At 53.8% G+C, this 21,384-nt stretch carries 22 protein-coding genes; 7 read left to right on the top strand and 15 right to left on the bottom strand.

The annotated features are described in order from the left end of the window. The first annotated feature begins 67 nt into the window (after nt 1-67). Nucleotides 68-460, top strand: coding sequence for an 8-oxo-dGTP diphosphatase MutT (gene mutT / locus OMR58_RS13955; RefSeq protein WP_264546229.1), 393 nt, complete (start codon nt 68-70; stop codon nt 458-460). 43 nt (nt 461-503) lie between these two features. Here the strand turns inward: mutT and yacG are convergent, their stop codons facing one another. The 3 genes from yacG to coaE are packed head-to-tail and all read right to left on the bottom strand — an operon-like array spanning nt 504 to nt 2,078. Beyond that, nucleotides 504-707, bottom strand: a complete 204-nt coding sequence (gene yacG, locus OMR58_RS13950; RefSeq protein ID WP_200545192.1) for a DNA gyrase inhibitor YacG — start codon at nt 705-707, stop codon at nt 504-506. A gap of 11 nt (nt 708-718) precedes the next feature. Continuing rightward, the gene (gene zapD / locus OMR58_RS13945; RefSeq protein ID WP_264546228.1) at nt 719-1,462 is read right to left on the bottom strand and encodes a cell division protein ZapD; all 744 of its coding nucleotides are present in this window, start codon (nt 1,460-1,462) and stop codon (nt 719-721) included. 4 nt (nt 1,463-1,466) lie between these two features. Continuing rightward, complete coding sequence (gene coaE / locus OMR58_RS13940; protein ID WP_264546227.1) at nt 1,467-2,078, bottom strand: dephospho-CoA kinase; 612 nt, start codon at nt 2,076-2,078, stop codon at nt 1,467-1,469. 270 nt (nt 2,079-2,348) lie between these two features. On the opposite strand from coaE, the gene OMR58_RS13935 reads away from it, so the two are divergent. Next, nucleotides 2,349-3,389, top strand: a complete 1,041-nt coding sequence (locus tag OMR58_RS13935) for a GMP reductase (protein WP_264546226.1) — start codon at nt 2,349-2,351, stop codon at nt 3,387-3,389. Between the two features lie 42 nt (nt 3,390-3,431). On the opposite strand, the gene hofC is transcribed toward OMR58_RS13935, so the two are convergent. From hofC to OMR58_RS13900, 7 genes are all read right to left on the bottom strand, one after another. Further along, a complete protein-coding gene (hofC, locus tag OMR58_RS13930) occupies nt 3,432-4,631 on the bottom strand; it encodes a protein transport protein HofC (protein WP_264546225.1) in 1,200 nt (399 codons plus the stop codon). Next, nucleotides 4,628-6,019, bottom strand: coding sequence for a type II secretion system protein GspE (gene gspE, locus OMR58_RS13925; protein ID WP_200563447.1), 1,392 nt, complete (start codon nt 6,017-6,019; stop codon nt 4,628-4,630). Before gspE ends, hofC begins: the two co-directional genes overlap by 4 nt. Continuing rightward, on the bottom strand, nt 6,016-6,456 hold the full coding sequence (gene ppdD / locus OMR58_RS13920) for a prepilin peptidase-dependent pilin (RefSeq protein ID WP_200563445.1): 441 nt from the start codon (nt 6,454-6,456) through the stop codon (nt 6,016-6,018). Before ppdD ends, gspE begins: the two co-directional genes overlap by 4 nt. Nucleotides 6,457-6,762: 306 nt before the next feature. Continuing rightward, the gene (nadC, locus tag OMR58_RS13915) at nt 6,763-7,653 is read right to left on the bottom strand and encodes a carboxylating nicotinate-nucleotide diphosphorylase (protein WP_264546224.1); all 891 of its coding nucleotides are present in this window, start codon (nt 7,651-7,653) and stop codon (nt 6,763-6,765) included. 157 nt (nt 7,654-7,810) lie between these two features. Beyond that, a complete protein-coding gene (locus OMR58_RS13910; protein WP_264546223.1) occupies nt 7,811-8,347 on the bottom strand; it encodes a DUF4865 family protein in 537 nt (178 codons plus the stop codon). After that, on the bottom strand, nt 8,344-8,742 hold the full coding sequence (locus tag OMR58_RS13905) for a tautomerase family protein (protein ID WP_264546222.1): 399 nt from the start codon (nt 8,740-8,742) through the stop codon (nt 8,344-8,346). The genes OMR58_RS13910 and OMR58_RS13905 overlap by 4 nt, the downstream gene beginning before the upstream one ends. A gap of 3 nt (nt 8,743-8,745) precedes the next feature. Continuing rightward, the gene (locus tag OMR58_RS13900; RefSeq protein ID WP_200563437.1) at nt 8,746-9,054 is read right to left on the bottom strand and encodes a carboxymuconolactone decarboxylase family protein; all 309 of its coding nucleotides are present in this window, start codon (nt 9,052-9,054) and stop codon (nt 8,746-8,748) included. 105 nt (nt 9,055-9,159) lie between these two features. Here OMR58_RS13900 and OMR58_RS13895 point away from each other — a divergent pair, with 105 nt between their 5' ends. Beyond that, nucleotides 9,160-10,080 (top strand): LysR substrate-binding domain-containing protein, encoded by a 921-nt coding sequence (locus OMR58_RS13895; protein WP_200563435.1) that lies wholly within the window; start codon nt 9,160-9,162, stop codon nt 10,078-10,080. Here the strand turns inward: OMR58_RS13895 and OMR58_RS13890 are convergent. From OMR58_RS13890 to OMR58_RS13880, 3 genes are all read right to left on the bottom strand, one after another. Then, a complete protein-coding gene (locus OMR58_RS13890) occupies nt 10,055-10,759 on the bottom strand; it encodes an anti-sigma factor (protein ID WP_200563433.1) in 705 nt (234 codons plus the stop codon). The genes OMR58_RS13895 and OMR58_RS13890 overlap by 26 nt on opposite strands. After that, complete coding sequence (locus tag OMR58_RS13885; RefSeq protein WP_200563430.1) at nt 10,756-11,301, bottom strand: sigma-70 family RNA polymerase sigma factor; 546 nt, start codon at nt 11,299-11,301, stop codon at nt 10,756-10,758. Before OMR58_RS13885 ends, OMR58_RS13890 begins: the two co-directional genes overlap by 4 nt. Before the next feature lie 71 nt (nt 11,302-11,372). Continuing rightward, a complete protein-coding gene (locus OMR58_RS13880) occupies nt 11,373-11,930 on the bottom strand; it encodes a fasciclin domain-containing protein (RefSeq protein ID WP_200563428.1) in 558 nt (185 codons plus the stop codon). Between the two features lie 183 nt (nt 11,931-12,113). On the opposite strand from OMR58_RS13880, the gene ampD reads away from it, so the two are divergent. Beyond that, nucleotides 12,114-12,683 carry a 1,6-anhydro-N-acetylmuramyl-L-alanine amidase AmpD gene (gene ampD, locus OMR58_RS13875; protein ID WP_200563426.1) on the top strand — a complete coding sequence of 190 codons (570 nt, stop codon included), beginning with the start codon at nt 12,114-12,116 and terminating at the stop codon, nt 12,681-12,683. 3 nt (nt 12,684-12,686) lie between these two features. Then, nucleotides 12,687-13,541, top strand: coding sequence for a beta-lactamase regulator AmpE (gene ampE, locus OMR58_RS13870; protein ID WP_264546221.1), 855 nt, complete (start codon nt 12,687-12,689; stop codon nt 13,539-13,541). Between the two features lie 84 nt (nt 13,542-13,625). On the opposite strand, the gene aroP (OMR58_RS13865) is transcribed toward ampE, so the two are convergent. Together aroP (OMR58_RS13865) and aroP (OMR58_RS13860) are read right to left on the bottom strand one after the other, a co-directional pair. Continuing rightward, the gene (aroP, locus tag OMR58_RS13865; RefSeq protein ID WP_264546220.1) at nt 13,626-14,981 is read right to left on the bottom strand and encodes an aromatic amino acid transporter AroP; all 1,356 of its coding nucleotides are present in this window, start codon (nt 14,979-14,981) and stop codon (nt 13,626-13,628) included. 925 nt (nt 14,982-15,906) lie between these two features. Continuing rightward, nucleotides 15,907-17,262 (bottom strand): aromatic amino acid transporter AroP, encoded by a 1,356-nt coding sequence (gene aroP / locus OMR58_RS13860; RefSeq protein WP_264546219.1) that lies wholly within the window; start codon nt 17,260-17,262, stop codon nt 15,907-15,909. A gap of 501 nt (nt 17,263-17,763) precedes the next feature. Between aroP (OMR58_RS13860) and pdhR the strand changes: the two genes are divergently transcribed. Both pdhR and aceE read left to right on the top strand, forming a co-directional pair. Then, entirely contained in the window at nt 17,764-18,528 is a 765-nt protein-coding gene (pdhR, locus tag OMR58_RS13855) for a pyruvate dehydrogenase complex transcriptional repressor PdhR (RefSeq protein ID WP_105595383.1), read from the top strand. Between the two features lie 190 nt (nt 18,529-18,718). Further along, a complete protein-coding gene (aceE, locus tag OMR58_RS13850; RefSeq protein ID WP_105595384.1) occupies nt 18,719-21,382 on the top strand; it encodes a pyruvate dehydrogenase (acetyl-transferring), homodimeric type in 2,664 nt (887 codons plus the stop codon). Nucleotides 21,383-21,384 lie beyond the last annotated feature (2 nt).

Here is a 21,384-nt window from a genome sequence, read left to right as displayed (position 1 = left end):
AAGAGTGTTGCGGATGCACCAGGGTAAATGCTAATGTTTAACAGGTTTTTCTATCAGAGTGATAATTATGAAGTATCTGCACATTGCTGTGGGGATTATACGTGATGCACAGCAGCGTATTTTTTTGACTCAGCGTTCGGCTGATTCTCATATGGCAAATAAATGGGAGTTTGCTGGCGGGAAGTTGGAGGCTGGTGAAACGGCTGAACAGGCATTAAAACGTGAGCTGAATGAAGAAGTCGGAATTGACGCGATTAGTTTTCTCCCCTTTATGACAATTGAACATCAATTTGACGATCGGCACGTGACAATCGATTTCTTTATTGTGGAAGAATGGCTGGGTGAACCCTATGGGCGGGAAGGTCAACCACAGCGTTGGGTGGCTCAAAGTGAACTGGTGGCTGAAGAATTTCCACCAGCTAATGCTGAAGTTATTGCTCGTCTGAAAGCCAGCGCGTAAAACGCCAGGTAATATTCGACGAGCTATAACATTAAACTAGCCGTTATCGGAATTCGTCTTGCTGCTCACTCCAGTCATCGCTATCGTTTCGATCGCTATGGCTGGGGATATATTTCTCTTCAGCAGCCCATTCGCCTAAATCAATCAGCTGACAGCGCTTGCTGCAGAAAGGGCGCCATGTGCTTTGTTGATCCCAGATCACCTGTTTACCGCAGGTGGGGCAATCAACCATCGTTACGTCACTCATTTTTTATAACCTTAACAACAGGCCAGCTCGAAATCGAGACGGGCAGGGACTTCACCATTTTCACTGTCCAGCGGCAGGAAGCGAATGGCATAACGGCTCTTATGGCCGGAAACTTGGGGATATAGCGAATCCTCAAGCTTTAACTGTAAACGCAGCAGATCGGAGTTTTCGGCATTGTCCTGAAAAAAACCATTCAGGCTGGTGTGATTGCGGAAGATCCCTGCCTGGCGAATCAGGTCAAGAATGGTGGTGAGTGCAGCTCGAATCGGTTCCAGCGAACCGAGCCACTTACTGACCTGGCGATCGCGCACCGATTGTTCAACGTGCAGCCAGATGTGCAACGTCGGGAGATCAAAACTACAGCATCCACCGGGAATGCTTAAACGCTGACGGACCAGACCGATCATCCGATCTTCACGTAGAGTCTGTCCCATCCGCGGTGCAGCCATCAGCGCATCGTTGCGCTTTCTGAGGTCGCTGCTCAGGGCATTGACTAAGGTGATATCCACACCGGGCAGTTCAGCCCATGAACGCAACTTCTGCTGCTGCCGTTCCAGTTCTTTTAAAATTTCGGTTCTTAGCTCGCCGCGTTCAAAAACGTCCAGCAGTTCTGCCGCATTGCGAAAAAAAGTCAGTGCGCCAAGATGGTCAACAATATTCTGGCTTGCGGATAGCTGCTTGAGTAAGAACTCAATGCGTAGCCAGGTGCGCATTTTTTCATTCAGTGGGTATTCAAAAAGAACCGTTGTGCTCATGCTGTTAATCCCGATCTTTTGCCGCAGCCAGTGCGATGTAGCGCTGGTTAAGTACGGCAACATGCGCTATCACCTCTTCCGGCGACGCGCTGTTATCAATAATGTCATCAGCCACAGCCAGGCGCTCATCGCGTGATGCCTGGGCGGCCAAAATGTTTTCAGCCTGTTCACGACTGATATTGTCGCGAGCCGTGGTGCGGATCAGTTGGGTTTCTCGATCCACATCAACAACCAAAACCCGGTCAGCCAGGCGTTGTAGTCCATTTTCTACCAGTAGCGGGACAACCCACAAACACCATGCAGAACGTGCTAATGCTAACTGTCGTTGTGTCTCTGCGTGGATAAGAGGGTGTAACAAATTGTTAACCCAGTTTTTCTCTACGCCAGAATTAAAAATGATATGGCGTAACGCCGATCGGTTCAGGCCGCCGGTTGGCAACAGAACATTGTCACCAAACCTTTCCTGCAAGGCCAACAGCGCCGGTTGACCGGGCTCGACCACCTGACGGGCAATGATATCGGCATCAATAACGTCAATGCCCAACTGCGCAAAGGCATTGGCCACGGTACTTTTTCCGCTGCCGATCCCGCCGGTCAGCGCTACGGTGTAAGGCATAGATTGATTCTCGCTCCCTTGCAACGGTACATCTGCAACGTAACCGGGTTTTTACAATGCGGAAGACGGCAAATATGAGGCACAGATCACAAGAGATATTTACAGGTAAATTTATCGGATTGTAGCGTAAATATTTCATGTTTCGCAGTCTTGTCGGCGCGTTTTTAGCGCGTATGATAACGTCACTGGAACTGGCATTCAGCCTGTGATCGGATATCTCCCTGGAAAGGGGACGTTTCTGAATCAACGCCATAAACCAGGAAAATCGTTATGCGTATTGAAGAAGATATCAAGTTAGGCTTCAAAGATGTCCTCATTCGGCCTAAGCGTTCAACGCTACAAAGCCGTTCTCAGGTGGAACTGGAACGTCAGTTTACCTTCAAGCATTCGGGTATTGCCTGGTCAGGTGTACCGATTATCGCCGCCAATATGGATACCGTTGGTACCTTCAGCATGGCGGAGGCGCTGGCTTCTTTCGATATTCTGACCGCGGTACATAAGCACTACAGCGTTGAGCAGTGGAAGCAGTTTATCGCCAGAGTGCCGCAGTCGGTACTTCAACACGTGATGGTATCGACCGGGACCTCCGCCGACGACTTCACCAAGCTGCAGCAGATCCTCGCACTTTCACCGCATTTGAACTTCATCTGTATTGATGTTGCCAACGGCTATTCAGAGCATTTTGTTACGTTTCTTAAACGGGCGCGAGAAGCCTGCCCTGGCAAAACGATCTGTGCCGGAAATGTGGTAACCGGTGAAATGGTGGAAGAACTTATCCTTTCCGGTGCCGATATTGTAAAGGTTGGCATCGGGCCGGGTTCAGTTTGTACTACGCGGGTAAAAACCGGCGTCGGTTATCCGCAGCTTTCCGCCGTTATTGAGTGCGCCGATGCCGCACACGGCCTGGGCGGACAGATCGTCAGCGATGGTGGCTGTTCCGTACCGGGCGATGTTGCTAAAGCTTTTGGCGGTGGCGCGGACTTCGTCATGCTGGGCGGGATGCTTGCCGCTCACGATGAGTGCGAGGGCGAAATCATTGAAGAGAACGGCGAGCAGTTTATGCTGTTTTACGGCATGAGTTCTGAGTCTGCGATGAAACGCCACGTCGGCGGCGTAGCGCAGTATCGTGCAGCAGAAGGTAAAACCGTTAAACTGCCGCTGCGTGGTCCGGTTGAACTGACTGCCCGTGACATACTTGGTGGCTTACGCTCGGCTTGCACCTACGTTGGTGCGGAACGACTGAAAGAGCTGACCAAACGCACAACGTTTATTCGCGTTGCCGAGCAGGAAAACCGCGTTTTTAACCGCTAGCGGTCGTCGTTGAACCTCCCTGCGTTGCTTGAAAAGGGAGGTTCAGCCCAGCGCATCCCCAAGGCGAAATACCGGCAGATACATTGCCACCACCAACGTTCCTACGATAATACCAATCACCACCATCATCATCGGTTCCAGTGCTGCCGCAAGCGTATCGGCGAACTGGTGTGTCTCGGCCTCATGCCAGCTGGCAAGTCGGGTCAGCATCGCATCCAGCGATCCAGACTCTTCACCCACCTTGATAAGCTGGTAGCACAGAGGCGTAAACAGACTGTGTGGTTTCAGCGCCTGGTGCAAAGGATTACCTGCGGCAATATGCTGCTGAAGCTTAACGATTGCTTCCTGCCAGAGTAATGCACTGATCGTTTTCTCCACCGCCTGTAGGCTTTGCAATAAATTCAGACCCGCGTGCTGAGTCAGCGCCAGGGTCGTGTAAATCTGGCTGAGTTGGCTGCCCCGATAAAGCGGTGATAATAACGGAGTCTTCAGCAGAAGCCTTTGTTCAACTCTTTGCCAGTTCGGGATGTTTTTACGCTGCCTGCGATAGAACATGCCGGCAGCGATGACCGGCACTATCAGCAGCGGTGCCTGATGCTGTAACCATTCTGAAAAGGCAATCACCGCCGCGGTAAAGGCAGGCAGTGGCGCATCAAAAGTCTGATAGATCGCTACAAATTCCGGCAGTACAAAAATCAGCATGCCGATGCTCACCAGTAGCGCGACGGCCAGAATAAATAGCGGATAGCGCAGCGCTTTCTTCACTTTTTGCTGCAACAGCTGCTGCCGTTCCTGCTGCTGTGCAAGACGCAGGCAGCATTCATCCAGCTCGCCTGTGAGTTCACCGATATGAATCAGCGCAGGATAGAGTGGCGAGAACACTTCTGGCCACTCCCGTAGTGCTGATGAAAATGGCTCGCCGTGCGTTATCTTCTCCTGCAGGTGTAGCAGGAGTGCCCGCCAGCCTGAATCGGGATGGCCTTCAGCGAGCAGCTGAAGCCCACTGACCAGTGGCATTCCCGCCTTTAACAGCGTTGCAAGTTGACGGATGAAGGCGATTTTATGTTGCCATCGCCAGTCACCAGCACGGTAACGGCGACCGCGGGAAATTTTTAACGGTAGCTGTTTCATACCGACGATTTCATCAACGACCCTGGCAGAATCTGGCGCAAAGCCGCAGCCGCTGTGAATGGCACCATTATCGTCGATCGCCTGCCAGCGAAATAAATAGCGCCTGCTCATCCCGGTCCTCCGGTCACTCGCGTCAACTCTTCGAGTGTTGTCTCTCCTCTATTTACGCAGTGCAGCCCGCCGACGAATAAAGGTTCCATACCCTGTTGGAGAGCTAACTTTGCCAGTGCTTCCGGGCTGGCATTCTGCGCAAGGGCATTTTGCAGTGATGGAAAAACGGGCAGCATCTCAAACAGCGCCAGCCGACCGTAATATCCTGAAAAGCAGCGTTCACACCCAACGGCTCGCCAGTTCTGCACCGTTCCCGGCCAGATATCGCTGGGAAAATGCGCCAGTGCTTCCGCTGGCTCGCGGCAGTGCGAACAGAGCTTCCTCACCAGGCGCTGCGCAACGATCAGTTTGAGTGCGGAGGCCAGCATATAACCCGGAACACCCATCTGCCCCATGCGAACCAGCGTTTCCGTAGTGGAGTTAGTGTGCAGGGTAGAGAGCACCAGATGCCCGGTTTGCGCGGCTTTGACGGCTATTTCAGCCGTTTCAGCGTCGCGGATTTCCCCCAGCATAATCACGTCCGGGTCCTGGCGAAGCAGCGCCCTCAGCACAAGATTGAAACTCAGCCCGGAACGCGTGTGGATCTGGGTCTGATTGACTCCCGCAAGCGGGATCTCTACGGGGTCCTCTACGCTGCACAGATTGCGGCTGGGTGCATTAAGCCAGCTCAGGCCGCTGTAAAGCGTAAACGTCTTGCCGCTGCCGGTAGGGCCGGTCACCAAAATTAACCCCTGTGGTTTAGAGAGCGCGCTACGGTAGTGTTTTAGCAACGTCGCAGGCATGCCGAGTTTTTCCAGTGATATTGCCTGTTCATCACTTTGCAGTAGTCGTATTACTGCTTTTTCTCCGCAGCGCGTGGGCAGGGTCGATAACCGGAAAGACTCGGTTTTATCGGCAAGCACCAGCGAAAACTGGCCATCCTGCGGGACTCGCCGTTCAGCGATATCCAGACTGGCAAGTATTTTAAGCCGGGCGATTAGCGGCGCGCTGCCCTCACTGAGAACCATTGCCTGCTGTAAAACGCCGTCCACCCTTATCCTGATCCGCAGACCGTGCTCCTGGGGTTCAATATGCACATCGGAAGCGCGTTTTTGCAGTGCCATACTCAGCAGTTGGTTAACTCTGTCTACTGCGCCAGCGCCTGCCTCATCAGTGCGCTCTGCCCCTTCCTGGGGTCCCTGATTACGGTGTAAATATTGCTCGAGCCGTGCCTGCGGCCAGCATTCCACGTCGATTACGCCAGGTGTGAGAAAACGCAGTTCCGTCATCATCTCGTGCGGTGGCGTACCGGACAGCGCAATGTGCAGGCGCTGGTGACTGAACTCAACGATTGCGGCCTGATAGCGCTCGCAGATGGCTTCAACGGCACGCTGGCTGGCGCTAATCATTGTTTCTGCTCCTGTTCAAAGCGGAACAGGTCCTCACAGGCTTCCTTTAATCCACTGCTGTCGCTGGTGCAGCTACGTTGCCAGCTGAGATAGCCGTCGCTGCTGTCCCACTGTGGTGTTAATGTCACGTTCAACCCTTTCAGGCTTTCCTGACCGGTGAGCGAGATAATGCCTGCGCTTATCGTTATCGCAGAAACGTAGCGCGAAGTTCGCGTTGAAGGTACACCCTGACTGCCAGCATCACAGCCGGTAATGCCGCCGTGCTCAATCGCACATAGCTCAACACCGGTTTTATACGGCATAGCCGTTTGCAGCATGTCTGTCAGTGCAGCCTTCTGCAGGTAGTTCTGGTATGCGGGCAGGCCAATCGCACTCAATATGGCGACAATGGCAATAACGATCATCAATTCAATCAACGTAAATCCCTGCTGGCTCATGGTAAGTCTCCTTGTGGTTAACAGGAGGCACCATAATCCTGAATAAAAACGTGGAATAGCGGCAAAGCAGGCAATTCAGAGGCTGATTCAAAACAATTAAATGGGGTAGCTTTGTTGCATAAAAGGTTTGCGGCAAGTACCGCAGTTTGTCCCTTAAGGGCTTTTGAGGGACAGGCGCAAGGCGTATCTTTCGCCACTCCCGGCCATGTATTTCAGGCCGAAGGGCACCAGTTAAAGGGATTTCAGGGATAAAAAAGGTCAGCACAAAAGGCTGACCAGGGGAGGTATATGGAAAGCGGCAGAGGCTTAACGAAAACGCATCGACAGATCCAGCGCCCGCACGTGCTTGGTCAGTGCGCCAACAGAAATATAGTTGACCCCGGTTTCGGCAAAGGTCCGCAGCGTTTCATCGGTGACGTTGCCAGACACTTCCAGCAGCGATCGGTTATTGCTCAGAGTGACGGCTGCGCGCATCTGCTCAACGCTGAAATTATCCAGCATGATAATGTCTGCGCCAGCATCCAACGCCTGTTCCAGTTCGTCCAGGGACTCGACTTCAACTTCAACCGGCACGTCCGGGTGCAGCCAGAATGCTTTTTCAACCGCTTTGGCAATCGAACCACAGGCGATAATGTGGTTCTCTTTAATCAGGAAAGCATCGGACAGGCCAAGTCGATGGTTAGCACCACCTCCGCACAGCACGGCATACTTCAGCGCTGTGCGCAGTCCCGGCAGCGTCTTTCGTGTGTCCAGCAGCTGAGTGTGTGTGCCTTCCAGCAGGGCAACATAGCGGCTAACCTCCGTTGCCACACCGGAAAGCGTTTGAACAAAGTTCAGCGCTGTGCGTTCCGCCGTCAGGATCAGCTGCGCCGGGCCGCTAACCTCAAACAGCGTCTGGTTGGCGGTAATCGCATCCCCATCGGCAACGTGCCAGGTAATTTGCGTTTTATTCCCCAGCTGGATAAACACCTCTTCAACCCAACGTTTGCCGCAGAAGATCCCCGGTTCACGGGTGATCACCACCGCGTGAGCCTGGGTATCCTCTGGCAGCAGGCCAGCAGTGATGTCTTTGCAGGGATCGACTTCGCCACCAAGGTCTTCACGCAGCGCCTGGTCGACGGCAGGGGGAATATCGTCCTCAATACGCTCCATCAACTCGATACGGCGGTTATCAGGATCGTAACGGCGGGATGTCATGATTTAACTCCGAAAGGTCGGGTAACAGATATTGCCATGCTAGCCTGTTTTTCCCCCGTTTGTCAGCCATCGGTGGGGCCTGTTACCCGACATTTTCTTATCGACTCCGGTGCCAGAAACATCGGTATTCGCTCTACTCTGGCGTTAACCCGACTGGCTACCGAGTAGAAAGGGAGATATGCCCAACGCGATAGCTCTCTGTACTCGGGGCATCGTCAAACGGCAGTTCGCTTAGCTCAAAGCAGAGCCGCCGCCACTGCTGTACATCCCAGGCAAGGATGCGGGTGATACCGGCTGCTGGTTCGGGGAGGTTGCTGATTTGGCTTAAATCGCTGTCTGCGGCAATGGGCACGATCTCTCGTCGGGCAAAGGCGGACCGTTGCAAAGTGCTACCCGGACGGAAGCCCAACACCGGCCAGCAGTCGATTGCGGGCCTGCCGAAGTCTGAAATCAGTTTTTTAAAACCGTTGCTTTGTAAAAAACCGGCCATGCCAGCGCTGTCCTGCCACAAATAGAACGGCGCGTAGAGTGGTTCACTGGCGGTATGCGGATCGCTATTGCAGGCATAGCACCAGGCTTTGATAACCAGGCCGGGAAAGTTATCCAGCAGGTGTCCGTTTTCCCGCACGCGATTTTCAATAATCGTCATGTCGTAGTCGGTGGGCAGACGAAACCGATATTGCATGGCGATCATAGCGGTTGCTCCTTCGGCCAGTTGAACGGATTTCCGTTGGCGAATGACCAGTCTTCAGGCTGGCTGAAACTTAATGTGATCATCACATCTTCCGGGCGAACAGCCAGTTCGGCAGAGAGCCGCCGGGCAAGATGCTGATAGAAGCGATGTTTCTGCTCAACGCTGCGTGGCCGACCTGCGGTGATATGAAACCAGATAAATCCCTCTGAACGCGGTCCGCCAAGATAGTGACGAGGGAAAACACGCAGCCCGGGGGCATATTCATCAAACAGCTGGAAGCAGTCATCCTGCGGTACATCGAAGAAATCGACCAGCGTTTGGTGTAACAGAGTTGAAAGCGTTTGACGGAACGCCGCGGTTTTTCCAGCAGGCAGAGCGATACGGGTAAAGGGCATGGTTTACTCCTCCGGAAAATGTAAATGACCGAGTGCGGTGACTGCGGCGGGCCAGCCGCAATAAAACGCCAGATGGGTAATGGCTTCGGTCAGCTCGTCACGTCTGAGGCCATTTTCCTGGGCAAAATTCAGATGCCACGGCAGCTGCTGATGGCGGCCTGTGGCAATCAATGCGGCAACGGTAATCAGGCTGCGATCGCGCCTGCTCAGCTCGCTGCGCTGCCAGATAGCGCCAAACAAAGTTTCATCTGTAATCGCAGCAAAATGGGGGGCAATTTCTGCCAGATCGTCGCGGGTAAGTGAGTGAGGCATCTTAACTCCCTGTGGATGTTGATGAGTGAATGCCAGAATAGAGGGAAGTAATTGTTTATAAAATCGCATATATTTGGATTGATAATCCCGAAAATCAGGATGTTTATGTCTCAGAACAAACGTGTGACTTTTGACCTTGAAGCGCTGCGCACTTTGGTCACCGGTATTGAGCTGGGCAGCTTTGCGCTGGCAGCCGTAAAACTTAATCGTTCAACGTCAGCGGTCAGCGCCCAGTTGAAAAAGCTGGAACAGCAAAGTGGCCTGCCGCTGCTGCAAAAGTCCGGACGTCGACTGGAACTCACTGCTAATGGTGAATTGCTAATGGCATATGGTCGCCGCCTGCTTGCCCTCAATGACGAAGCTTTCAGCGCGCTCTGTGGCCGTCATCTGGCGGGCAGCGTAAGCCTGGGAATGCAGGAGGACTTTGGTGAGGCGCTCTTGCCAGACTTGCTGGGGCAGTTTGCCCGTGCTTTTCCACAGGTTGAAGTCTCAGCGCGTATTGGTCGCAATGGTGAACTTGTGCAGGCGATGCGTCAGGGAGAGCTTGATCTGGCGCTGTGCTGGCAGGGTGACGAAAATACGCGGTTTATGCAGGCACTGCCTGCCGCACCGCTTCACTGGATTGGACGTTCTGATGCCGATCTGGCGCGCTGGCTGACAGGAGAGGAGACGCTGCCGCTACTTCTGTTTGATGCGCCCTGCATGATGCGAAGCAGTGCAATTGATGCCCTTGACCGGGCGGCGATCCCCTGGCGGGTGGCTTTCACCAGCCGTAGCCTGAGCGGTATCTGGGCTGCCGCCGCAGCCGGGCTGGGTATTACGCTTCGCAGTCGTTTTGGTCTACCTGCCGGGCTGCAGGTGCTACAGCATGCGCGGCTGCCATCGCTGGGCAAGTTGGGAATAGCGCTGCATACGGCCGACGAGCGACTGAACCCTGCGGCAGAGCGGCTGCGCGATATCATTTTAGAACGGCTTGTACCCACCGTGTCGCAGCCGTCCTCTACAGTAGAGATATTTTACCGCTGAATAGTACGGGGCCAGTAGGTTGGCCGGTTGGTGAACCGCCCGGCGGCTCCAGACTGATTGCGAGATCCGGTAAGGCATCAGGTTTTAGAGGTGCAAGGTCCACCTGACGGTTGCCGGAGACATCCAACAGTCCTAATGACTGCGGCTTGCCGCCTGGTGGGATCAGCCAGAGTTGCAGACTGTGGTCAGGCCCGATGTTCGGTGCCGCCGCCGTCTGCACGGTCAGCCTGTTTTGCGCCGGGTTGATGCCGATAACCCAGATCCCCTGTTGCTGACTGTTGCTCAAAACGGCAATCGCCTGAGGGGGCACGGGGGCAGGAACCAGCTGGGTATAGAGCAGTGCACCGGCAAATGAGGCTGCCAGACCCCAGCCAAGCCACAAAGGCCATGCACTGCGCGGTATTTTTACCGGTTGCGTGACAGGTGGGGACGACAACGTGCCGGGTTGTAATTCTGTGGGCAGATCGCCAACAATGCGCGGCCACAGTATTTCTGGCGGTGTAACGGGGATTACATCGCTATCCAGTGCGATCAGCGCGTTTTGCCAGCGCTGGACTTCAGCTGCCAGTTCGGGGTCCTGCTCTATACGGCGCATGAAACGCAGGCGAGCCGCACCACGCAGCGTACCCAGGGCATATTCTGCGGCCAGGGCGGAATCAAAATCGTGTTTGCTTTTCATATGCCCACGCAGCCTTTTAAATGCATTAAGGCCCGGCGTATCCAGCTTTTGACGGTACCGGCAGGCTGTTGCAGATGCAGCGCGATTTCACCGTGTGAAAGACCATGATGATAAGCCAGAACGATGCTTTGCCGCTGCTCTGCGGGCAGGGCGTCCATGCAGGTTAAAAGTCTGCGTGATTCGTATGTCGAAGGTACGGGATCGCACGTACCTTCACCCGCGGTCGCATCGCCCTCATCGTCCAGTTCCAGAACGCGATTGTCCTGCAAACGCAAATAATCAATCGCACGATGGCGAACAATATTGGTCAGCCACGTTTTGGGCGCGCTTTGGGTCGGATCGAAGCTGCCAGCCCGCTGCCAGAGAGCGAGAAAACTGTCATGCAGTACTTCCTCCGCCCAACCACGACGGTGAAGAAGACGTAGCGCGATGGCAAACAGATAGGGCGAGTAGCTGCGGTAAAGCGCTTCGAAAGCGCGTTTATCACCGGCTGCCACTGCCCGAATCAGTAAAACCTGACTGTCGATTGATTCTTCCGCCATGAATCGTCCTGATAGAAGTGCAGAGGTGAACAACGCGTTCCCCCTGCACAGGGTATAGACCCTTTTTATCGTTATGGCATTAGCACAGTATCAATAACGTCGATTGCGCCATTTTTCTGCTGAACGTCATAGGTACTGATGTTGGCGACATTACCCTGGTTATCTTTCAGCTGCAGGTTGTGTGGGCCATTCTGCATCACCCACAGCGAAGCGCCGTTAACGGTTTTCAGCTCGGCACGGCCATGGCCCTGTTTGACCTTTTTCTCCAGCGCCTTCATGTCATATTTCCCGGCCACGACGTGATAGGTGAGCACGGCGGTCAGTTTGCTTTTATTTTCAGGTTTTAGCAGCGTATCGACGGTACCCATAGGCAGTTTGGCGAAAGCCGCATTAGTCGGGGCAAATACGGTGAAGGGGCCGGGGCCTTGCAGCGTATCGACGAGGCCTGCTGCTTTAACTGCGGCGACCAGCGTGGTGTGATCCTTCGAGTTCATCGCATTTTCAACGATATTTTTAGAAGGGTACATGGCTGCCCCTCCCACCATCACAGTGTTTTGTGACATCTCTGCCAGAGCGGCAGCGCTAAACAGGAAAGATGCACACAGAGCGGAACGGATGACAGTTTTCATGCTGAATTCCTCGGGTAAGAGAAGGCGTATTTGCCTCACATTGCTATCTACGTTCAGCGATGAAAAACGGATGCAGAAAAATGAAAATATCTTTTTTACGCGATAAGCGTGCGGTGAGAAGTTTGCCGGAGCCAAAATAAATCATGTTAATCTGAGCAGATTCTGATGACAGGGGAGTAGGGCATGCAGTTGCAAGATGGCTGGATTAACGAGGCCAGAAAAGTTCCGTCGCCGCATTTTAACCAGCGACCGAATGATGAAAAACCTTCGCTGTTGGTGATCCACAATATTAGCCTGCCGCCCGGTGAGTTCGGCGGCCCCTGGATTGACGATCTGTTTACCGGTCAGCTTGATCCCAATGCTCATCCTTATTTTGCCGGTATCAGCCATTTGCAGGTTGCCGCTCATTGCCTGATCCGCCGTGATGGAGAGGTTGTGCAATATGTGCCGTTTCAGCTACGTGCATGGCATGCGGGCGTGTCAAACTATCAGGGGCGCGATGCCTGCAACGATTTTTCAGTCGGTATTGAACTTGAAGGCACCGATACGTTGCCCTACACCGATGCGCAGTATCGTTCGCTGCAGGCCGTTACCGAGCAGCTGATTGCTGAGTATCCGGCAATAGCCCTGAATATTACCGGGCACAGCGACATTGCACCGCAGCGTAAAACCGATCCCGGCCCGGCATTCGACTGGGCTCGATTCCGCACCGCTCTGGCGCAGCAAGTCCAGGGTAAAAATGATGGGAGTTAAGGCATGACGTTATTTAGCCTGTTGTTGGTTCTCGGATGGGAACGCCTGTTCAAAATGGGTGAACACTGGCAGTTGGATCACCATCTGATGCCATTATTCCGCAGATTTAAGCATTTCTCACTGCTGCGCACCCTGTTGATGACGTTGTTAGCGATGGCCGTAGTGGCCGCGATGATGCTGGCGCTGAAAGGCTGGTTTTTCGGTGTGCCTCAGTTAATTTTTTGGATTCTTGTTGGCCTGCTGTGCATCGGGGCAGGCTCGGTTCGCCTTCACTACCACGCTTATCTGCGTGCTGCCAGCCATAATGATGTACATGCACATGATGCGATGGCGGAAGAGCTGACCCTGATCCACGGTGTGCCGGGTGAGTGCAGCGAACGTGAGTATCTTGGTGAGTTACAGAATGCGCTGCTGTGGATTAACTTTCGCTTTTATCTTGCTCCACTATTCTGGTTTGTCGTTGGTGGTCCGTGGGGGCCTGTGCTGCTGGTGGGTTATGCCTTCCTGCGTGCCTGGCAAAGCTGGCTGGCACGTCAGCGCGACCCTCTGATCCGTTCCCAGTCCGGCGTGGATGCGCTGCTTCACTGGATTGACTGGCTGCCGGTTCGGCTGGTTGGTGTTGCTTATGCGCTGCTGGGGCACGGCGAGCGCGCCCTACCTGCCTGGCTGGCCTCGCTGGGCGATCGCCATACGCCGCAGTACCAGGTACTGACTCGCCTTACACAGTTCTCACTGGCACGTGACCCGCATATGGATAAGGTAGAGACGCCACGGCTGGCGGTAACGCTGGCGAAGAAGGTATCGTTGGTGCTGGTGGTAGTAGTCGCAATACTGACGATTTACGGTACGTTGGTATAACCCCAACAGGGAACGACAGGTAGTACAGCAGTAATAAAAAATCAGGCCAGCATCTGCTGGCCTGATTGCATTTTTCCGGGGCGATTATGCCTTCTGAGAACGGTTTTTCAGCCAGTAGCCGATAGCCAGAATCAGTATCCATACAGGAATCAGCCAAACAGAGATAGCCATTCCCGGGGTGATTGCCATCAGCACCAGAATACCGGCGAGGAACAGCAGGCAGATCCAGTTGCCCAGCGGATACAGCAGTGCCGGGAAGCGGGTTTTCACGCCCTGCTGATCCTTTTTACGGCGGAACTTGATGTGCGCCATGCTGATCATTGCCCAGTTGATCACCAGTGCAGAGACCACCAGTGCCATCAGCAGACCAAAGGCTTCACCAGGCATCAGATAGTTCAACAGTACGCAAAGCCCGGTGGCAATCGCGGAGAACAGAATCGAAATCACCGGTACGCCACGACCATCTACTTTCAGTAGCGCTTTTGGCGCATTGCCCTGCTGAGCCAGACCAAACAGCATGCGGCTGTTGCAGTATACGCAGCTGTTATACACCGACAGCGCGGCGGTCAGGATTACGACGTTCAGCGCGTTAGCCACCAGAGCATCACCCAGCTCGTGGAAGATCAATACGAACGGACTGGTATCTGAAGTGACGCGAGTCCACGGCAGCAGTGACAGCAATACGGCCAGTGAACCGATATAGAAGATCAGGATGCGCCACAGCACCTGGTTAGTGGCTTTAGGAATGCTGGTTTCCGGATTATCCGCTTCTGCTGCGGTGATCCCCACCAGTTCCAGACCGCCAAAGGAGAACATGATAATGGCCATCATCATGACAAGGCCGCTAAAGCCGTTCGGCAGGAAGCCGCCCTGATCCCACAGGTTGCGTACGGTAGCCTGTGGGCCGCCGTTGCCGCTGAACAGCAGCCAGCCGCCGAACAGGATCATGCCGATGACCGCGACCACTTTGATAATGGCAAACCAGAACTCCATTTCCCCGAACACTTTCACGTTGGTCAGGTTAATGGCGTTAATCAGCACAAAGAAGGCGGCTGCGGAAACCCAGGTTGGGATCTCCGGATACCAGAATTGAATATATTTACCTACGGCCGTCAGTTCTGCCATGGCTACCAGCACGTACAGTACCCAGTAGTTCCAGCCGGAGGCAAAACCAGCGAAGTTACCCCAGTACTTATAGGCAAAGTGGCTGAATGAACCGGCGACCGGCTCTTCCACGACCATCTCTCCCAGCTGGCGCATAATTAAAAATGCGATAAACCCGGCAATCGCGTAACCCAGAATAACGCCAGGGCCGGCAGATTGAATAACAGACGCACTTCCCAAAAACAGGCCGGTACCCACGGCCCCACCCAACGCGATCAGCTGAATATGGCGGTTTTTCAGGCCACGATGCAGCGTTTCGCCCTGCTGTTGTCCCATGTCTAACCTCATGATGTTTTATTATTTTTCGTCTTTTCAGCAGGCCCTGCCGCCATGCTGTATCGAAAAGTTTACGATTGTTGTGTGAGTAAATATGAGCCAGAACGTAGCCTCAGGAAGAGAATAGTGCTAAGCGCAGAGGTTTGCACTCGCTTTTTGCTCTACACTCGCAGAAATGACTAAAAAAGCAGCGTGCTGTCTCATTTTTTACTATCTATGTTTTGTCACAAATTGGTGCAAATGACGAATAACATTCTCTTATGACCAGTGGGATTGCTTGGCTGGTGGATAGGCGATTGGGAACCCGTCTCTGCGGCGTCCGGGCGGTCCTCGCGCCCTGCTTTGCAGGGTGCCTTCAGCTTCGGCATCGGGACTGTCGGATCGGCCCGGAGCGGGCGTCCTGCCCGCGCCGGGCTTGAGCCCAGCATCCATGCTGGTCTCTCCGGCCCCGCTGCCTGCGCCTCAGCGCTGCGGATTGCCCGGCCGCCGCAGAGACGGGTTCCCCTTTGACTAAATCACACGCTGTACGTAACAGAAAGAGAAGGGAGGGGTTCTGGTGAGCTTAGGTGGTGTTTTTCGGCTGTTATCTATTTATCAGGCAAAATCGATATCAGAAAGCGGACTGGCTGCTGCCCCGAACGGGCAATCCGCAGCGCTGAACGGAGAGAGGAAGCCAGGATTCGCCCACAGGGAAGTGGGCGAAAGGGACAGCCGCGCAGGACGCGCGTCTGTCCCGCTCCGTCAGGCTGACGAGCGAAGTGAAGGCACCGCAAAGCGGCGCGAGGACCCGCCCGGCAGGGGCAGCAGCCAGTCAGCGCTATCACTGTTATCCCAGAGATCACCAGCAGCATTAACCTTTCAGAGCTACCACTGTTATTTCCGACAACTTCATTTCAGCCCGGCCTTGACGAGTATCAATGTAACTTTAACCCTTCACCGAACGGCGCTTAAACGCATAGCCAATCGCCATCACGCCAATCCACACCGGAATCAACCACACGGAAATCGCCATACCCGGCGTCATCGCCATAATCACCAACACACCGGCCATAAAGGCCAGGCACAGCCAGTTGCCGAACGGATAGAACAGCGCTTTAAAGCGTGGCTCAATCCCCTGCTGGTTCGCACGCTTGCGGAAACGCAGATGCGCCAGACTGATCATCGCCCAGTTAATGATTAATGTAGAAACCACCAGTGACATCAGCAGCGAAAACGCCTCGCCCGGCATCAGATAGTTGATCAGCACGCCGATAGCGGCGGCGGCGGCGGAAATCAGAATGGCATTCACCGGTACACCACGACGATCGACCTTCATCAGCGCCTTCGGTGCGTTACCCTGCTGCGCCAGACCAAACAGCATGCGGCTGTTGCTGTAAACACAGCTGTTATACACCGATAGCGCTGCGGTCAGAATCACCACGTTCAGCGCATTAGCAACGAACGCATCACCCAGTTCGTGGAAAATCAGCACGAAAGGGCTGGTATCTTCAGTAATACGGATCCACGGCATCAGCGACAGCAGCACGGTCAGTGAACCGATATAGAAGATCAGAATACGCCACAGCACCTGATTGATCGCTTTCGGGATGCTCTTCTCAGGATTCTCGGCTTCCGCTGCGGTCAGGCCGATCATCTCCAGCCCGCCGAATGAGAACATAATGATGGCCATCATCATCACCAGGCCGTGCAGACCGTTCGGCATAAAGCCACCGTGATCCCACAGGTTACTGACCGTAGCCTGCGGGCCACCATTGCCGCTGAACAGCAGCCAGCCGCCGAAACCAATCATGGCGACGACCGCCACCACCTTAATAATGGCAAACCAGAACTCCAGTTCGCCGAACACCTTCACATTGGTCAGGTTAATGGCGTTGATCAATATAAAGAACACCGCAGCGCTAACCCAGGTCGGGATCTCGGGATACCAGAACTGAATATATTTACCGACGGCAGTCAGTTCGGCCATGGCAACCAGCACATACAGCGCCCAGTTGTTCCAGCCGGATGCCAGCCCGGCAAACGGTCCCCAGTACTTATGCGCAAAGTGGCTGAAGCTGCCGGCCACCGGCTCTTCAACAATCATCTCACCCATCTGACGCATAATCAGAAAGGCGATAATTCCGGCGATGGCGTAGCCAAGAATGACGGCGGGTCCGGCTGATTTGATGACCGATGCGCTGCCCAGAAACAGGCCGGTACCGACGGCACCGCCTAATGCGATAAGCTGAATGTGGCGGTTTTTTAACCCGCGATGCAGCGTCTCGCCCTGCTGATGTTCCATACTCTTCCTCGTGATGCTTGTTTTTATTTATGTCTGCCAGAGTGGTTAAATCTAATAACGTACTGAAATATTTACGCTTCTCGATTAGGGAAAATCTGGCCGTATCTGGCGTCGCGCAGAGAATAGTGTTAGGCAGAGGGCTTTGCACTTTCTTTCTCATTCTGTGCGCCTGCGTGGTTAAAAAATCACCGATCGCACCGGGTGAGTGCATAACGATTTTAGGGAGCAGCATAAGGGAAATCGTGCATCGCATTTGGTGCTTTTAGTGGGGTGCAATTCAACTAAGCTGCTGCCGTGTTTCAAAAAAGTTTTAAAAATTAACATTTATTATGCATTCGAGGGCGCTCGAAAAATTCCGCTTACCCCTTGCCAGGAACGAGACGGGGGTCTGGTTTCGCCGGGTTGTCATATAGACATCAGGTGAATACTTTGTTACTTTACGGGCACCTTTTTTAAATTGGTATTACCAATTAACTCTGGCACATCGTAGAAGAAGGGATAATGGCCTACAGTAAGATCCGCCAACCAAAGCTCTCTGACGCCATCGAGCAGCAGCTTGAGTCCCTGATTATGGAAGGGACGCTGCGTCCCGGAGAGAAATTACTGCCCGAGCGCGAGCTGGCCGTGCAGTTTGATGTCTCCCGTCCTTCCCTACGAGAAGCAATCCAGCGTCTGGAAGCAAAAGGTCTGCTACTTCGCCGTCAGGGCGGTGGCACCTTCGTCCAGAAAACCCTGTGGCAAAGTCTGAGCGATCCGCTCATCGAACTGCTTGCCGGCCATCCTGAATCCCAGTTCGACCTGCTGGAAACGCGTCATGCGCTGGAAGGGATTGCCGCCTATTATGCCGCGCTTCGCGGGACCGACGACGATATTGCACGTATTCAGCACTGCCATCTGCAGATTCAGACCGCCCAGGACAGCGGCGATCTGGACGCAGAAGCCGATGCGGTGATGCAGTATCAGATTGCTGTCACAGAAGCCGCGCATAATGTGGTGCTGCTGCATTTGCTACGCAGTATGGGTCCGATGCTGGAACAGAACGTAAGACAGAACTTCGAGTTGCTCTACTCGCGTCGGGAGATGCTGGTGAAAGTGAGTGAACATCGCGCCAGTATTTTTCAGGCGATTGTGGCACGCGAGCCGGAACAGGCCCGTGAAGCCTCACACCGCCACCTGGCGTTTATCGAGGAAATATTGCTGGACAGAAGTCGGGAGCAGAGCCGTAGAGAGCGTTCCCTGCGACGTTTACAGCAACGTAAGGAATAACGTAAGTAAAACGCGTAACTATAACGCGGCACTATACCCGAAACCATTGGCGTAACGGCTAACACAGCGCCAGCACCAGGGCTCAAGGGTATAAACGACGAGCCTGTCTCTTTGTGTTTTGAACGACAGAATGCAAAGAGACAGGCTCCAGACAATTCAACGTATTAGACACAGATAAGGAATACCCCCCATGTCAGAACGTTTAAACAATGACGTGGATCCGATCGAAACTCGCGACTGGCTACAGGCGATCGAATCGGTCATCCGTGAAGAAGGTGTTGAGCGCGCACAGTATCTGATTGACCAGGTACTGAGTGAAGCACGTAAAGGCGGCGTGAAAGTGGCTGCCGGTGCTGGGGCCAGCAACTATATCAACTCTATTGCTGTTGAAGATGAGCCGGAATACCCTGGCAACACATCTTTAGAACGTCGTATCCGTTCTGCTATTCGCTGGAACGCCATTATGACCGTTCTGCGCGCATCGAAGAAAGATCTGGATCTGGGCGGCCACATGTCCTCCTTCCAGTCTTCTGCCACTATCTATGAAGTGTGTTTCAACCACTTCTTCCGTGCGCGTACGGAAAAAGACGGCGGCGATCTGGTTTACTTCCAGGGCCACATTTCTCCGGGGGTTTATGCTCGTGCCTTCCTGGAAGGTCGTCTGAGCGAAGATCAGATGAACAACTTCCGTCAGGAAGTTCACGGTAAAGGTCTGTCTTCTTACCCACACCCTAAACTGATGCCTGACTTCTGGCAGTTCCCGACCGTATCAATGGGTCTGGGTCCATTGGGTGCGATCTATCAGGCTAAATTCCTGAAATATCTGGAACACCGTGGCCTGAAAGATACCTCTCAGCAGACCGTTTACGCCTTCCTGGGCGACGGTGAGATGGATGAGCCAGAATCTAAAGGTGCGATCACTATCGCTACCCGTGAAAAACTGGATAACCTGGTCTTCATCATCAACTGTAACCTGCAGCGTCTGGATGGCCCGGTAACCGGTAACGGTAAGATCATCAACGAACTGGAAGGCATCTTCGGTGGTGCTGGCTGGGAAGTGCTGAAAGTGATCTGGGGCGGTCGTTGGGATGAGCTGCTGCGTAAAGATACCAGCGGTAAACTGATCCAGCTGATGAACGAAACCGTTGACGGCGACTATCAGACCTTCAAATCCAAAAACGGCGCGTACGTGCGTGAGCACTTCTTCGGTAAATATCCGGAAACCGCTGAGCTGGTGAAAGATCTGAGCGACGACGAGATCTGGTCACTGAACCGTGGTGGTCACGATCCGAAGAAAGTCTATGCTGCACTGAAGAAAGCGCAGGACACCAAGGGCAAACCTGTGGTTATCCTGGCTCATACCATCAAAGGTTACGGTATGGGTGACACCGCGGAGGGCAAAAACATTGCTCACCAGGTGAAGAAAATGAACATGGACGGCGTGCGCTACATCCGCGACCGCTTCAACGTGCCGGTTGACGATGCTGCCATCGAAAAACTGCCGTACGTGACCTTTGCTGAAGGCTCAGAAGAGCACACCTACCTGCACGCACAGCGTCAGAAACTGGGTGGCTACCTGCCAACTCGCGAACCTAAGTTCAGCGAGAAGCTTGAAATGCCAACGCTGGAAGATTTCCGCCAGCTGCTGGATGAGCAGAACAAAGAGATCTCTACCACTATCGCTTTCGTGCGTGCCCTGAACGTGATGCTGAAGAACCCGTCGATCAAAGATCGCCTGGTACCAATCATCGCCGACGAAGCGCGTACTTTCGGTATGGAAGGCCTGTTCCGTCAGATCGGTATTTATAGCCCGAACGGCCAGCAGTACACCCCGCAGGACCGTGAGCAGGTTGCTTACTATAAAGAAGACGAAAAAGGTCAGATCCTGCAGGAAGGCATCAACGAACTGGGTGCAGGCGCATCGTGGCTGGCGGCGGCAACGTCTTACAGCACCAACAACCTGCCAATGATCCCGTTCTACATCTACTACTCCATGTTCGGTTTCCAGCGTATCGGCGACCTGTGCTGGGCAGCAGGTGACCAGCAGGCTCGCGGCTTCTTAGTGGGCGGTACTTCTGGTCGTACGACGCTGAACGGTGAAGGTCTGCAGCACGAAGATGGCCACAGCCACATTCAGTCTCTGACCATCCCTAACTGTATCTCTTACGATCCAGCTTATGCGTACGAAGTTGCCGTGATCATGCATGACGGTCTGGTTCGTATGTACGGTGATGCACAGGAAAACGTGTACTACTACATCACCACGCTGAACGAAAACTACCACATGCCAGCGATGCCGGAAGGCGCTGAAGAAGGTATCCGTAAAGGTATCTACAAGCTGGAAACTATCGAAGGTAGCAAAGGTAAAGTTCAGCTGCTGGGTTCAGGCTCCATCCTGCGTCACGTGCGTGAAGCAGCAGAGATCCTGGCGAAAGACTACGGCGTTGGCTCTGACGTGTACAGCGTCACCTCCTTCACCGAACTGGCCCGCGACGGTCAGGACTGTGAGCGCTGGAACATGCTGCACCCAACTGAAGAAGCACGCGTACCGTACATTGCTCAGATCATGAGTGATGCACCGGCCGTAGCGTCTACCGACTACATGAAACTGTTTGCAGAACAGGTTCGCAGCTACATCCCAGCCAGCGACTATCGCGTACTGGGTACTGACGGCTTCGGTCGTTCAGACAGCCGTGAGAACCTGCGTCACCACTTCGAAGTGGACGCATCTTACGTTGTAGTTGCAGCACTGGGCGAACTGGCTAAACGCGGCGAAATCGATAAGAAAGTGGTAGCGGACGCTATTGCCAAGTTCGAAATCGATGCTGATAAAGTTAACCCGCGTCTGGCATAAGA

The organism is Erwinia sp. INIA01 (assembly GCF_025947915.1).
Taxonomy (GTDB): Bacteria; Pseudomonadota; Gammaproteobacteria; order Enterobacterales; family Enterobacteriaceae; genus Erwinia; species Erwinia coffeiphila.
Note: the sequence above shows the minus strand (reverse complement) of the source record. Positions and strands in the feature narration are given on the sequence as shown.